This is a genomic window from Azospirillum sp. VT-I1 (assembly GCF_055698305.1).
This window is the reverse complement of sequence record NZ_CP168800.1, coordinates 2370001-2383562: the sequence shown is the minus strand read 5'-3', so window position 1 is coordinate 2383562 and position 13562 is coordinate 2370001. Positions and strand designations below refer to the sequence as shown.

10 protein-coding genes, 1 tRNA gene and 2 rRNA genes (1 of these 13 running past the window's edge) are annotated in these 13562 nt (G+C 65.6%); 6 read left to right on the top strand and 7 right to left on the bottom strand.

Going from position 1 to position 13562, the window contains the following annotated elements:
- Positions 1-16: 16 nt before the first annotated feature.
- Both AB8P05_RS11460 and ykgO read right to left on the bottom strand, forming a co-directional pair.
- The gene (locus tag AB8P05_RS11460) at positions 17-1504 is read right to left on the bottom strand and encodes an FAD-linked oxidase C-terminal domain-containing protein (protein ID WP_472758025.1); all 1488 of its coding nucleotides are present in this window, start codon (positions 1502-1504) and stop codon (positions 17-19) included.
- A gap of 221 nt (positions 1505-1725) precedes the next feature.
- Positions 1726-1851, bottom strand: a complete 126-nt coding sequence (gene ykgO, locus AB8P05_RS11455) for a type B 50S ribosomal protein L36 (RefSeq protein ID WP_012973122.1) — start codon at positions 1849-1851, stop codon at positions 1726-1728.
- A gap of 697 nt (positions 1852-2548) precedes the next feature.
- Here ykgO and AB8P05_RS11450 point away from each other — a divergent pair.
- Complete coding sequence (locus tag AB8P05_RS11450; protein WP_472758024.1) at positions 2549-3517, top strand: tripartite tricarboxylate transporter substrate binding protein; 969 nt, start codon at positions 2549-2551, stop codon at positions 3515-3517.
- A 98-nt stretch (positions 3518-3615) separates the two neighbouring features.
- Here the strand turns inward: AB8P05_RS11450 and AB8P05_RS11445 are convergent, their stop codons facing one another.
- The gene (locus AB8P05_RS11445; protein ID WP_472758023.1) at positions 3616-4704 is read right to left on the bottom strand and encodes a tripartite tricarboxylate transporter substrate binding protein; all 1089 of its coding nucleotides are present in this window, start codon (positions 4702-4704) and stop codon (positions 3616-3618) included.
- Positions 4705-4999: 295 nt separating this feature from the next.
- On the opposite strand from AB8P05_RS11445, the gene AB8P05_RS11440 reads away from it, so the two are divergent.
- The 5 genes from AB8P05_RS11440 to tyrS all read left to right on the top strand — a co-directional run bounded on the left by AB8P05_RS11440 (position 5000) and on the right by tyrS (position 9893).
- Positions 5000-5668: a 4-carboxy-4-hydroxy-2-oxoadipate aldolase/oxaloacetate decarboxylase gene (locus tag AB8P05_RS11440; RefSeq protein ID WP_472758022.1), complete on the top strand. Its 669-nt coding sequence runs from the start codon at positions 5000-5002 to the stop codon at positions 5666-5668.
- A gap of 29 nt (positions 5669-5697) precedes the next feature.
- Positions 5698-6651, top strand: a complete 954-nt coding sequence (locus AB8P05_RS11435) for a hydroxyacid dehydrogenase (protein WP_472758021.1) — start codon at positions 5698-5700, stop codon at positions 6649-6651.
- Between the two features lie 109 nt (positions 6652-6760).
- Positions 6761-7642 (top strand): RadC family protein, encoded by an 882-nt coding sequence (radC, locus tag AB8P05_RS11430; protein WP_472758020.1) that lies wholly within the window; start codon positions 6761-6763, stop codon positions 7640-7642.
- 115 nt (positions 7643-7757) lie between these two features.
- Entirely contained in the window at positions 7758-8417 is a 660-nt protein-coding gene (locus AB8P05_RS11425) for a YcbK family protein (RefSeq protein ID WP_472758019.1), read from the top strand.
- Between the two features lie 231 nt (positions 8418-8648).
- Complete coding sequence (tyrS, locus tag AB8P05_RS11420) at positions 8649-9893, top strand: tyrosine--tRNA ligase (protein WP_472758018.1); 1245 nt, start codon at positions 8649-8651, stop codon at positions 9891-9893.
- Positions 9894-9907: 14 nt separating this feature from the next.
- Here tyrS and AB8P05_RS11415 read toward each other — a convergent pair whose 3' ends face one another.
- The 4 genes from AB8P05_RS11415 to AB8P05_RS11400 all read right to left on the bottom strand — a co-directional run.
- Positions 9908-10858 (bottom strand): MBL fold metallo-hydrolase, encoded by a 951-nt coding sequence (locus AB8P05_RS11415; RefSeq protein ID WP_472758017.1) that lies wholly within the window; start codon positions 10856-10858, stop codon positions 9908-9910.
- 186 nt (positions 10859-11044) lie between these two features.
- Positions 11045-11121: transfer RNA gene (locus tag AB8P05_RS11410), tRNA-Met, on the bottom strand.
- Positions 11122-11200: 79 nt separating this feature from the next.
- A 5S ribosomal RNA gene (gene rrf, locus AB8P05_RS11405) occupies positions 11201-11316 on the bottom strand.
- A 130-nt stretch (positions 11317-11446) separates the two neighbouring features.
- Positions 11447-13562: ribosomal RNA gene (locus tag AB8P05_RS11400) — 23S ribosomal RNA — on the bottom strand; it runs 629 nt beyond the window's last position.

Here is a 13562-nt window from a genome sequence, read left to right as displayed (position 1 = left end):
GGCGGACGGCGACCCTTCAGAAGCGCGGGATGTCGGGGAAGCGCAGTTCCCCCTGGTGGACATGCAGCCGGCCAAGCTCGGCGCAGCGGTGCAGCGTGGGGAAGACCTTGCCCGGGTTCAGCAGACCGTCGGGGTCGAAGGCGCATTTCAGCCGCTGCTGCTGCTGAAGATCGGCCTCGTCGAACTGGTCGGTCATCAGGTCGCGCTTTTCCACCCCTACCCCATGCTCGCCGGTCAGCACGCCGCCGACCTCGACGCACAGGCGCAGGATGTCGTTGCCAAAGGCTTCCGCCGCCTCCAGCTCGCCCGGCTTGTTGGCGTCGTAGAGGATCAGCGGGTGCAGGTTGCCGTCGCCGGCATGGAAGACGTTGGCGACGCGCAGGCCGCAGCGGTCCGACATCTCCTGCATCCGCTGCAGCACCAGCGGCAGCGCCTTGCGCGGGATGGTGCCGTCCATGCAGTAGTAATCGGGGCTGATCCGCCCCACCGCCGGGAAGGCGGCCTTGCGCCCGGCCCAGAAGGCCAGCCGCTCCTCCTCGCTCTTCGACACGCGGGCATAGCAGGCGCCACGCTCGCGGGCGATGGCCTCCACCCGGTCGATCAGGTGGTCGACCTCCGCCGCCGGGCCGTCCAGCTCGACGATCAGCAGCGCCTCGACGTCCAACGGATAGCCGGCATGGACGAAGGCTTCGGCCGCGTGGATGGCGGGACGGTCCATCATCTCCATGCCGCCGGGGATGATGCCGGCGGCGATGATCGCCGCCACGCAGTCGCCGCCCTGCTCGCTGCTGGGGAAGCCCAGCAGAACCGCGCGGGCGGTCGCCGGCTTCTTCAATATGCGCACCGTGACCTCGGTCACCACGCCCAGCAGCCCTTCGGACCCGGTGACGATGCCCATCAGGTCGTAGCCACCGGCATCCAGATGCTTGCCGCCCAGCCGGATGACGGTGCCGTCCATCAGCACCATCTCCAGCCCCAGCACATTGTTGGTGGTCAGCCCATATTTCAGGCAGTGCACGCCGCCGGAATTCTCGGCGATGTTGCCGCCGATGGTGCAGGCGATCTGGCTGGACGGATCGGGGGCGTAATAGAAGCCCTCATGCGCGACCGCGTTGGAGATGCCGAGGTTGGTCACCCCCGGCTGGACGGTGACGCAGCGGTTGGCATAGTCGATGTCGAGAATGCGCTTGAACTTGCCCATGCCGAGCAGCACGCCGTCGGCCAGCGGCAGGGCGCCACCCGACAGCGAGGTGCCGGCCCCGCGCGGCACCACCTTCACCCCCATCGCCTTGCAGGTCTTCAGGACCTGCGACACCTGCTCCACCGTGCTGGGCAGAACGGCGACCATCGGCAGCTGGCGGTAGGCGGTCAGACCGTCGCATTCATAGGCGCGCAGTTCGTTCTCGTCGACGATCACGCCTTCGCCGGGGACGATGGCGCGCAGCGCCTCCACGATCTCCCGGCGGCGGGCGATCACCCCGCTGTCCGGCACCGGCATCTTCATGGCGGGCGGTCCTTATCCCGTTGCGGCGAACTCGTCCGCCACACGTACCATCCGCCGGGATCCTAATACAAGACACCCAACTCAAGACGATGCCGCTCCCGATGCGGGAGCCCCAAAACGCAAGAGCCGCACCCGAAGGCGCGGCTCTTGCGTAAACACCCGATGACGGAGAGGCAGGGCGCGATGCCCGGCCTCGCAGTCGATCGATCCTTGCGGATCGATCAGCCCTGGCGGGCCTTGAAACGGGGGTTCTGCTTGTTGATGACGTAGACGCGGCCCTTGCGGCGGATCACGCGGCAGGCCTTGTGGCGCGTCTTCATCGACTTCAGGGAGTTGACGATTTTCATGATGCTGTTCCTGAACGCTCGGCGGCTCGATTGAAGGCGCGCACCATAGTGCGGTGCCCACCGACTGTCAACGCTCCGCTGCCGGACTCCGCAAGCGACCGCAAGAGCCTCCCGCGGCGCGGTTTCCGGGCGGCGGCAGCCCCTCCCGGCAAGGGGGAGAGCCCCCTGCTCGACGGACACGGGAGAGCAGCCGCAGAGCGCCTACCGAAAAGGCGACAGAGTGCGGACGCATTCGCGAGTAAAGGGAAAACCCGCGCCACCCCTGTGGAGCCGGCTTGAAGTTCCACAACTTGCCGTTCCGCATCTCGGGAGCCCGGCACAAGCGCGACGACTGCGGGCGAGTGATTCTAGACTTTCTCTCCCTCGGTATCTTTCAACAAAACGCGACGGAACCATCGCCTTATACACAGTACTTATTTGAACCATACCGAACACTCATCCAATGTTCCGCAATATTCTGCGGTGTATTGACGCGACGATCCAGAATCGTATGCTGCGCGGTTGAAGGGATGTTCTTGCTGGTGTAGGAGCATCCTCAGATATTCAGCGGCGTTGGCGCCGGCGCTCCACGCGATTACAGCCAGACCTGCCGGGATGGTTGCCGATTCGTGTCGTGCCGGCTCGGCGCAGCCCTAGTTCCGCGCGTGGCATGCCGACTCCGGTCCGCCATGCGGGGCGCATCATCAAAGGGGGGACCATGAAGTTCTGGAAGTCTCTGACTCTGGCGGCCGCGGCCGGCGCGATGTTCATGTCGGCCTCGAACGCCGAGGCGGCCTATCCGGAGAAGCCGGTCACGATGATCGTGGCCTTCGGCTCCGGCGGCGGCACCGACCTGCTGATCCGCGCCCTGGCCCCCTTCCTGGAAAAGCAGTTGGGTGACGGCGCCCGGGTCGAGGTGGTGAACAAGCCCGGCGCCGGCGGCGAGATCGGCTTCGCCGCCATCGCCGATTCGGCGCCCGACGGCTACACCATCGGCGCGATCAACTCGCCCAACGTCAACGCCATTCCGATCGAACGTCAGGCCCGCTATTCGCTGGACCGGCTCGACCCGCTCTACAATCTGGTCGACGACCCCAGCTCCTTCGCGGTCCACAACGAAGGGCAGTTCAAGACGCTGGCCGACGTGGTGACCTTCGCCAAGGCCAACCCGAACGGCGTCACCGTCGGCACCACCGGCATCGGTTCCGACGACCATCTGGCGATGCTGGTGTTCCAGCGTCAGGCCGGCGTGACCTTCACCCATGTGCCCTTCCAGGGCTCCGCCGCCAACGAAGCGGCGCTGGCGAACAAGAAGATCATGCTGAGCGCCGTGAACATCGGCGAAGCGATGCAGTACAAGCAGAAGGATCCGATCACCGTCCTCGGCGTGATGGCCGAGAAGAAGGTGGAGCAGGCTCCCGACGTGGCGACCTTCAAGGACCAGGGCTTCAACGCGCTGATGTCGTCGCTGCGCGGCATCGCCGCCCCGAAGGGGCTGCCGCCGGACGTCCGCGCCAAGCTGGTCGACGCGCTGGACAAGGCCGCCAACGACCCGGGCTTCCAGGCCAAGGCGAAGGAGCTGTATCAGCCGATCCGCCTGCTGCCGCCGGAGAAGTATGCCGCCGAACTGGCCGACTCGACCAAGGAACTGCGCGAGCTGTGGGCCACGAACCCCTGGCTGAAGTAAGACCTGCGCAGGGTTGATCGAAAAGAAAGGGCGCCGGCGATCTGCCGGCGCCCTTTTTTCATGTCCGCATCACCGTATCGCGGTCGACGGGAACGCCGTCACTTCAGCCAGGGCGTCTCCTTCCACATGCTGCGGAAGGTCGCCTCCTGGGTCTTCAGCTCCGCCGCATACTGGTCGGGGGGCAGCAGGCGCAGCGGCTGGTACGCCTTGCGGGCGATGTCCTGGAACTCCGGATGCTGCACCGCCTTGGCGATGGCGTCCACCAGCTTGGCCCGGATGTCCGGCGGCAGGCCGACGGGCGCCGCCAGACCGCGCAGCGACGACATCTTCACGTCGAACCCCAGTTCCTTGAAGGTCGGCACGTCTGCGGCCTGTTCCGACCGCTGCTCCGTCATCACGCCCAGCACACGGATCGGGTCGCCTTCGCGGGCCCGCGCCGATTCGCCGATGTTCATCGACGTCACCTGGATGTGCCGGCCCAGAAGCGCGCGGTGGGCGTCGGCGCTGCCCGGGAAGGGAACGTGGGTCAGCCGGGTCTGGGTCAGGCGCTGGAACATCAGCATGGCCAGATGGTCGTCCGATCCGATGCCGGTGGTGCCGACCGTCACGCTGTTGGGGTTGGACTTGGCGAAGGCGGCGACATCGGCCAGCGTCTGGTAGGGGCTGTCCTTGTGGACGACGAAGGAGCCGGGATCGTCGACGAGGTTGTAGAGCGGGTCGAGCCGGTCCAGCGTGAAGCGCGCCTGGCGTTCGATCGGGATCGTCACGACGTTGGGCGAGTTGATGAGGCCGATGGTGTAGCCGTCGGGGGCGGCGTCGGCGATGGCGGCGAAGCCGATCTCCCCGCCGGCGCCGGGACGGTTCATCACGATGACGCGGGTGCCGCCGCCCAGTTCCTTCTCGATGAAGGGGGCGAGCGACCGGACGATGAAATCGGATCCGCCGCCGGCCGCATAGCCGACGATCAGGGTGATCGGCTTCTCCGGATAGGCGGCCCAAGCCGCACCCGGCCCCGCCAGCCCGAAGGCCGCGGCCAGCGTGGAGGCAACCAGCCCGGCGGCACCGGCCAGCCGGGCGGCACGTCGCAGCAGCACGTCCGAAAGGGCACCGAACCGCCCGGCTCCGGCCGGACCGCCGGCCGTTCCTGTCGATTCACCCCGCACGGCGGGACGCGCGTTCGTATCCATACATCGCCTCCTTCGGTTCGCATCCGCTGAACAGCCGGGACCAACCCGGGATCGTTGCGCAGCCGGATGCGGCATCTTTCAATTGCTTTTTATCGATCGCCAGACGCCAAGCCGGCGCCTTCTTGCGGCACGCCCATCGTAGAGGCGATTTTCCGCCGATCAACCACCGTTTGGATATTTTCAGCTACCACCAAATATTCTATTACTTGTTCATCTATCGCGTTTCACCCGCACCAAGGCGTATTCGGCACGGAAGCGTCCGTTTGCCGCTCATTCCCGAAAGGCTGTTCCCGGCATGACCGTTCACAAGGATTTCGTCCGCCCCGACGCCGCGACGGTGGAGGCCCTGCGCGCCCAATCCCCCGCCACCTTGCATGAGGCGATGGGCAAGAAGGGCGCCATGGGCCACCCGATCAAGCCGCTGTTCCCCGGAATGCGGCTGTGCGGACCGGCGCTGACCGTGTCCTGCGGGCCGACCGACAACCTGATGATCCACATCGCGGTCGCCCTGGCGAAGCCGGGCGACATCCTGGTCGTCGACTTCAAGGGCATGACCGACGCCGGCCCCTGGGGCGACGTGCTGACCGCGTCGGCCATCGCCCGCGGCCTGGGCGGGCTGGTGATCGACGGCTGCGTGCGCGACGCCGTCGCCATCCGCGACATGGGCTTCCCCGTCTTCTGCCGCGGCACCAACATGAAGGGCACCAACAAGACCGACGCCAAGGGCGACATCAACACGACCATCGTCTGCGGCGGCGTGATGGTGTCGGCCGGCGACATCGTGGTCGCCGACGACGACGGCGTGGTGGTGGTGCCCCGCGATCTGGCCGCCGACACGCTGGACAAGGCCGCCGCCCGCGAGGCCGCGGAAGAGGCCTACCGCCACAAGCTGGAGGCTGGCGAGACGACGATCGAGCTTCTGAACCTGAAGCCCTATCTGGACGCCGCCGGCATCACGCTCTGACCCCCGCCCCCTCACCGAAGTCCCCCGCCATGCCCGACATCATCATTTCCGAATTCATGCAGCCCAGCGCCGTGGACGAGCTGCGCCGCGACTTCGACGTCCATTACGACGAGACGCTCTACAAGCGCCTGGACGAGCTGTATGCGATGGGCCGTGACGCCCGCGCCATCTGCATCCGCAACGAGACGGAGATCCGCGGCGCCTTCTTCGACGCCTTCCCCAACCTGAAGGCGGTCGGCCGGCTGGGCGTCGGTCTGGACAACATCGACGTGCCCGCCTGCCGGGAACGCGGCATCGCCGTCCTGCCCGCCACCGGCGCCAACGAGGTGTCGGTGGCCGAACTGGCCATCGCCGGCCTGATGATGCTGGTGCGCGGCACCACCTATTTCGCCACGCCCGACGTGGTCGCCGGCAAATGGCCGCGCGGCCGGCTGATCGGGCGCGAGGTGTCGGGCAAGACGCTCGGCATCGTCGGCTTCGGCCGCATCGGCCGCCATGTCGCCCGCCGCGCCCAGGGGCTGGACATGACCGTGATCGCCGCCGATCCCCATGTGCCGGCCGACGATCCGGTCTGGGCCCGCATGGGCGTGGAGAAGGTGTCGTTCGAGCGCATCTGGGATACGGCCGACGCGCTGTCGCTCCACCTGCCCTACACGCCGGAGACCCACAATCTGGTCAGCGCCGAGGTGATCGCCCGGCTGAAGCCCGGCACCATCGTGGTCAACGTCGCCCGCGGCGGCATCGTCGACGAGGCGGCGCTGGCCGCAGCACTGAAGGACGGCCATCTCGGCGGCGCCCTGCTTGACGTCTTCGCGACGGAGCCGCTGCCGGCCGACAACCCGTTCCAGGGCGTGCCGAACCTGATCCTGACCCCGCACATCGGCGCCACCACCGACGAGGCGCGGGTCCGCACCGGCCATATGATCGCCGACAATGTCCGCGCTGTGCTGACCGGCACCATTCCGGACACCGCGATCGTCTGAGAACCGTCACCGGATCGGACAGCTATCTCCGGATGCGCGAGCACACCCCCTGTGCGCTCGCGCATTCAGACGCTATAGTCGGTGCCATACATAGGAATGGCGCTGATCGATGGCAGGACGCAAAACGACGGAACGCGGCAGGAAAGCCGGAGGCGTGGGAGGCGGAGCGGAATTGGACGATGCCGGCCTGACCGCCGGCCTCCTGCCATTTCCCGAGATCCTGGCCTCGACCGCCGATGCCGGGGCGCCCGCGTCGTCGCCGGCTCCCGACGACGGGCAGGCCGAAGAGGCCGACGATGGCGATCCCCACTATCTTGACCACCGCAACCGCCTGCGCCGCCGCTTCCTCGACCGCGGACCCGACGCGCTGGAGGATTACGAGCTGCTGGAGATGGTGCTGTTCGCCGCCAGTCCGCGGCGCGACGTGAAGCCGCTCGCCAAGCTGCTGATCCGGACCTTCGGCGACCTGTGGGGCGTGGTCAACGCGCCGCCGGAGCGGTTGCGCGGGCTGAAGGCGGAGGGCGTGTCGCTCGGCACCGACAACGCCATCGCCACCGTCCGCATCGTCGGCGCCGCCGCCCTGCGCGCCTTGCAGCAGCGGGTGATCGACCGGCCGGTGCTGGCCTCCTGGCAGGCGCTGATCGACTATTGCTCCGCCGCCATGGCGCATGAGCCGACCGAGCAGTTCCGCCTGCTGTTCCTTGACCGCAAGAACACGCTGATCGCCGACGAGGTGCAGCAGCGCGGCACCGTCGACCACACACCCGTCTATCCGCGCGAGGTGGTGAAGCGGGCGCTGGAGCTGTCGGCGAGCGCGGTGATCCTGGTCCACAACCATCCCTCCGGCGACCCCACCCCCAGCCGGGCCGACATCGAGATGACCAAGGAGATCGTGCGCGCCGCCAACGCCATCGGGCTGGTGGTGCACGACCATCTGGTGATCGGCAAGGGCGGGCGCCACACCAGCTTCAAGGCCCAGCGCCTGCTGTGAGCGACGGCGACGCCTGCTTTCCCTGCAGCCGCGCCATGCTCCGCCACTTTGCAATTGCGAATCGCTCTCCATTTTGTTGACGTGACGGAGCCCTGCCGAAAGACCCGCCCCCCTCATGTCCTCCTCGCCCCTCTCCCTGAAGCGCCGCAGCCTGCTGATCGGCTGCGGAGCGCTTGTCCTGATGTCGGACCGCGCGCTGGCCGCGCCGGCGGCACCGCGCCGCCTCAGCCTCAGGAACCAGCACACCGGCGAGACGTTCGAGGGGCCCTACCGCGACGCCTCCGGTCCGCTGCCCGACGCCATGGCCGACCTCTCCAAGCTGCTGCGCGACCACCGCGCCAACAAGGAGGGGCCGATCGACGTCGGCACGCTCGATTTCCTCGCCGACATCATGGAAACGGTCGGACAGAGCAAGGCGACCATCCTGTCGGCCTTCCGCACGCCGGAAACCAACGCCATGCTGGCCGCGCGCAGCCTGGGCGTGGCGGAACACAGCCAGCATCTGCTGGGCCGCGCCCTGGACATCACCCTCCCCTCCCGCCTGCCCGACGCGCACCGCAGCGCGCTGGAACTGAAGCGCGGCGGCGTCGGCTGGTATCCGCGCTCGCATTTCCTGCACATCGACACCGGGCCGTTGCGCAGCTGGGAGATGTTCGGCCAGAACCTGGACGGGCTGTTCGCCCCCGGCGTCCGCGGCGCCCGTCCCCGCACCGTGTCCCAACGCATGCAGCTTCACCGCGCGCTCGCCCGCCGTCAGCTGCTTGGCCGGCGTTGAGCGGGTGGCAGCATTGACCTGCCGGGGGTGGATCTATCCGGCAACCCGGTGTAGGGATAGCGCCATGACCGACCGCATCGCCCTCACCGCCCCGATGTATTATCCGCCGCTCTCATAGCGCGGCGTCGATCGGTCATACCCGAAACCATGCCGTCGCAAGTCCGGCGGCCATGGTCCTCTCCCCGACAGAGACAGTCTCCGGACGGCCCGGCCAACCGTAGAGACGTCCCGATGCCTACCCGATCGAACGCCGCCGAATTCCTGCACATCCTGCGCGAGCGCGGCTTCCTCCATCAATGCAGCGACCCGGCCGACGACCTGTCGGGCCTCGCCGGCGCGGCGCCCGGCGGCGTGCTGACCGCCTATGTCGGCTTCGACGCCACGGCGGCCAGCCTGCATGTCGGCCATCTGCTGTCGATCATGGCCTTGCGCTGGCTGCAGCGCACCGGCAACCGCCCCATTGTGCTGATCGGCGGCGGCACCACCAAGATCGGCGACCCCAGCTTCCGCGACACCACGCGGCCGATGCTGGACGATGCGCAGATCGCCGCCAACGCCGCCGGGCTGCGCCGCGTCTTCGGCCAGTACATGACCTTCGGCGACGGGCCAGCCGACGCCATGATGGTGGACAATGCCGACTGGCTGGACGGGCTGGATTACGTGCCCTTCCTGCGCGACGTCGGCCGCCATTTCACCATCAACCGCATGCTGAGCTTCGAGTCGGTGCGGCAGAGGATGGAGCGCGAGCAGCCGCTGACCTTCCTGGAGTTCAACTACATGATCCTCCAGGCCTATGATTTCCTGGAGCTGTCGCGGCGGCACGGCTGCCTGCTGCAGATGGGCGGGTCGGACCAGTGGGGCAACATCGTCAACGGCATCGAGTTGGCCCGCCGGGTGGAGCGGCGCGAGCTGTTCGGCCTGACCACGCCGCTGCTGACCACCGCGTCGGGCACCAAGATGGGCAAGACCGCCGGTGGGGCGGTGTGGCTGAACGCCGACGCGCGCAGCCCCTTCGACTTCTGGCAGTTCTGGCGCAACACCGAGGATGCCGATGTCGGCCGCTTCCTGCGCCTGTTCACCGAACTGCCGCTGGAGGAGATCGCCCGGCTGGAACGGCTGCAGGGGGCGGAGATCAACGAGGCGAAGATCGTCCTGGCGACCGAGGCCACCCGCCTGTGTCACGGGACGGAGGAGGCGGAAAAGGCGGCTGCGGCGGCCGGCTCCCCCTTCGCCGCAGGCGGCGACGGCCTGCCGGAAATCGCCCTGCATCGTGAGGGGGTCGACAGTGTGCCGCTGGTCGATGCGCTGGTCGCGGCCGGCCTGTGCGCCTCGAAAGGCGCGGCGCGCCGCCTGATCCGCGAGGGCGGCGCCCGGCTGGACGGCGAGCCGGTGACCGACGAGGCGGCGGCGCTCACGGCCACCGCGGTCCTGTCGGCCGGCCGCAAGCGCCATGTCCGCGTGGTTGTGGCCCCCTGATGGAGCCGGTGGCGTCAGCCCTCCAGCTGGCGCCACATCTCCAGGTCGCGCTCGGCGGTCCAGATGCGGGGATCGGGATACTGCGTCGCCTCGTCATAGGCGCGGGTGACGTTGAAGGGCATGCAGTGGTCGAAGATCACCCAATGGCTGAACTTCGGCTTCAGCGCGGCGTAAGTGTCCTGGTAGATCGTCCGCAGGTCCTTGCCGGCGGCGACACCCTGCTTGACCAGTTCGAACAGTTCGCTGGTGAAGGCGCGGGTGCCGCGCAGCCCCTCCTCCACCTGGTCCGGCGTGGTCAGGGCGGCGCCGCGGCCGGGCACCAGCTTCTCCGGCTTCAGTGCGGAAATGGCGTCGAGCGTCGTCGGCCAATGGGTGAAATAGGCGTCGCCGCAATAGGGGGTGGCGCCATATTCGACGAGGTCGCCGGAGAAGAGGATCTTCTGCTGCGGCAGCCACACCACGGTGTCGCCCTTGCTGTGGCCACGGCCGAGTTGCAGCAACTGCACCTCCAGCGATCCCAGCCACATCGTCATCGTGCCGCGGAAGGTGATGGTCGGCCAGGTGAGGCCGGGCACCGATTCTACGGCGCGGAACAGGCGGGGGAAGCGTCCGATCTCGCTCGCCATGTCGGCTTCGCCGCGCTCGACGATCAGGTCGCGGGTGTCCTCGCTGGCGATGATCTGCTCCGGCGCATAGCCGGACGCGCCCAGCACGCGCACCGCATGGTAATGCGACAGCACGACATGGCGGATCGGCTTGTCGGTGACCTCGCGGATGCGGCGGATGACGTCCTGCGCCATCACCGGCGTCGCCTGGGTGTCGATCACCATCACCGCATCGTCGCCGATGACGATGCCGGTGTTGGGATCGCCCTCCGCCGTATAGGCATAGGCGTTGTCGGACAGCTTGTCGAAGCTGACCGTCTTTTCCTCCAGATCGGCGTGCGAGGCGAAGTTCTTGGACATCCCGTTTCTCCCCAGGCGCGGCCTGTATCAAGCGTCGATGGATATGGCCGCCATTGATCGGTTGACCCAACCATATCGTTTCACTTGAAACCATGCAACGCGTTTACGGGCAATGGACGGAGAGGAATTCGGGTTTGAAACAACAAAAAGCCCGCCGAGCGTTAGCTTGGCGGGCTTTTCTTGATTTGGTTGCGGGGGCAGGATTTGAACCTGCGGCCTTCAGGTTATGAGCCTGACGAGCTACCGGGCTGCTCCACCCCGCGGATGTCTCGGTATGGGATGATGGATCGTGACGATGCCAGCGTTTATGCTTCGGAGTTTAGCGTCTCTTGAGCCTGAGTGACCTGGCGGCGACCTACTCTCCCACGTCTTAAGACGCAGTACCATTGGCGCGGAGGCTTTTCACGGCCGAGTTCGGGATGGGATCGGGTGTTTGACACCTCGCCATGACCACCAGGTCACCAAGGCTCAAGACCGACGCTATCCGAAGCGTGTCGCTGTTCAGTGCAAGTGATGTGAGGATGTATCGAACTGCGGTGTGTGCGTCAAGCAGGCTTGCTGCTGCGCATGGCGCGGTTGTGTGGGGGTGAGATCAAGCCGATCGAGCGATTAGTAAGGCTTAGCTTCAGACATTGCTGCCCGTCCACATGCCTCCTATCGACGTGATGGTCTGTCACGGCTCTCAAGGGAGCTCTGGTTTAGAGGTGGGTTTCCCGCTTAGATGCTTTCAGCGGTTATCCCGTCCATACTTAGCTACCCGGCCATGCCACTGGCGTGACAACCGGTGCACCAGAGGTATGTCCATCCCGGTCCTCTCGTACTAGGGACAGATCCTCGCAAAACTCCGACACCCACGGCAGATAGGGACCGAACTGTCTCACGACGTTCTAAACCCAGCTCACGTACCACTTTAATCGGCGAACAGCCGAACCCTTGGGACCTGCTCCAGCCCCAGGATGTGATGAGCCGACATCGAGGTGCCAAACGACTCCGTCGATATGGACTCTTGGGAGTCATCAGCCTGTTATCCCCGGCGTACCTTTTATCCGTTGAGCGATGGCCCGTCCACGTGGAGCCACCGGATCACTATGGCCGACTTTCGTCTCTGCTCGACTTGTCAGTCTTGCAGTCAGGCGGGCTTATGCCATTGCACTCGACGAGCGATTTCCGACCGCTCTGAGCCCACCATCGCGCGCCTCCGTTACACTTTGGGAGGCGACCGCCCCAGTCAAACTACCCGCCATGCAGGGTCCCGGACCCGGATCACGGGCCACGGTTAGATGCCAGAGACTTCAAGGGTGGTATTTCAAGGATGGCTCCACACGAGCTGGCGCCCATGCTTCCAAGCCTCCCACCTATCCTACACATGAAGTCCCTAGCACCACTGCAAAGCTGTAGTAAAGGTGCACGGGGTCTTTCCGTCTGACCGCGGGAACTCCGCATCTTCACGGAGAGTTCAATTTCGCTGAGTTGGTGTTGGAGACAGCGGGGAAGTCGTTACGCCATTCGTGCAGGTCGGAACTTACCCGACAAGGAATTTCGCTACCTTAGGACCGTTATAGTTACGGCCGCCGTTTACCGGGGCTTCAATTCAAGGCTTGCACCTCTCCTCTTAACCTTCCGGCACCGGGCAGGCGTCAGACCCTATACGTCGCCTTGTGTGGCTTCGCAGAGCCCTGTGTTTTTAGTAAACAGTCGCTACCCCCTGGTCTGTGCCCCCCGCCATGGCTTGCGCCACAACGGGGCCCTCTTCTTCCGAAGTTACGAGGGCAATTTGCCGAGTTCCTTCAACACCATTCTCTCAAGCGCCTGGGTATACTCTACCAGTCCACCTGTGTCGGTTTGGGGTACGGTCTATACGGCGGGGCTATTTCCTGGAACCGGTCCACAGCACGATCAATCCGATAAGATCGTACACGCTTTCCAATCCGTCACCTCCGCCAGGCCCACGACTATTAACGTGGTTCCCATCGACTACGCCTTTCGGCCTCGCCTTAGGGGCCGGCTCACCCTGCGTGGATTAACCTTGCGCAGGAACCCTTGGACTTTCGGCGACAGTGTTTCTCACACTGTTTGTCGCTACTCATGTCAGCATTCTCACTTCCGATACCTCCAGGCGGCCTCACGGACACCCTTCGCAGGCTTACGGAACGCTCCGCTACCACGCGATCATAAGATCGCATCCGCAGCTTCGGTACACGGCTTGAGCCCCGATACATTTTCGGCGCAGGCCGGCTTAACTAGACCAGTGAGCTATTACGCTTTCTTTAAAGGATGGCTGCTTCTAAGCCAACCTCCTGGTTGTCATGGCCTTCCCACATCCTTTCCCACTTAGCCGTGATTTGGGGACCTTAGCTGGCGGTCTGGGCTGTTTCCCTCTCGACGATGGACCTTAGCACCCACCGTCTGTCTGCCGGACTGTGCTCTGCGGTATTCGGAGTTTGGTTAGGTTTGGTAAGGCTCGCGCCCCCTAGCCCATCCAGTGCTCTACCCCCGCAGGCAATATCCGACGCGCTACCTAAATAGCTTTCGCGGAGAACCAGCTATTTCCTGATTTGATTGGCCTTTCACCCCTAGCCACAGGTCATCTCCGACTTTTTCAACAGGCGTGAGTTCGGTCCTCCAGTGCGTGTTACCGCACCTTCAACCTGCCCATGGCTAGATCATCAGGTTTCGGGTCTAAAGCATGCAACTCGGTCGCCCT

Bases quoted from the DNA above. Each gene is read 5' to 3' on its own strand.
- AB8P05_RS11440 (WP_472758022.1), top strand. From the start codon at position 5,000: ATGACCGTTCACAAGGATTTCGTCCGCCCCGACGCCGCGACGGTGGAG.
- radC (WP_472758020.1), top strand. From the start codon at position 6,761: ATGGCAGGACGCAAAACGACGGAACGCGGCAGGAAAGCCGGAGGCGTG.
- AB8P05_RS11445 (WP_472758023.1), bottom strand. From the start codon at position 4,704: ATGGATACGAACGCGCGTCCCGCCGTGCGGGGTGAATCGACAGGAACG.
- AB8P05_RS11425 (WP_472758019.1), top strand. From the start codon at position 7,758: ATGTCCTCCTCGCCCCTCTCCCTGAAGCGCCGCAGCCTGCTGATCGGC.
- AB8P05_RS11450 (WP_472758024.1), top strand. From the start codon at position 2,549: ATGAAGTTCTGGAAGTCTCTGACTCTGGCGGCCGCGGCCGGCGCGATG.
- AB8P05_RS11460 (WP_472758025.1), bottom strand. From the start codon at position 1,504: ATGAAGATGCCGGTGCCGGACAGCGGGGTGATCGCCCGCCGCCGGGAG.
- AB8P05_RS11415 (WP_472758017.1), bottom strand. From the start codon at position 10,858: ATGTCCAAGAACTTCGCCTCGCACGCCGATCTGGAGGAAAAGACGGTC.
- AB8P05_RS11435 (WP_472758021.1), top strand. From the start codon at position 5,698: ATGCCCGACATCATCATTTCCGAATTCATGCAGCCCAGCGCCGTGGAC.
- ykgO (WP_012973122.1), bottom strand. From the start codon at position 1,851: ATGAAAATCGTCAACTCCCTGAAGTCGATGAAGACGCGCCACAAGGCC.
- tyrS (WP_472758018.1), top strand. From the start codon at position 8,649: ATGCCTACCCGATCGAACGCCGCCGAATTCCTGCACATCCTGCGCGAG.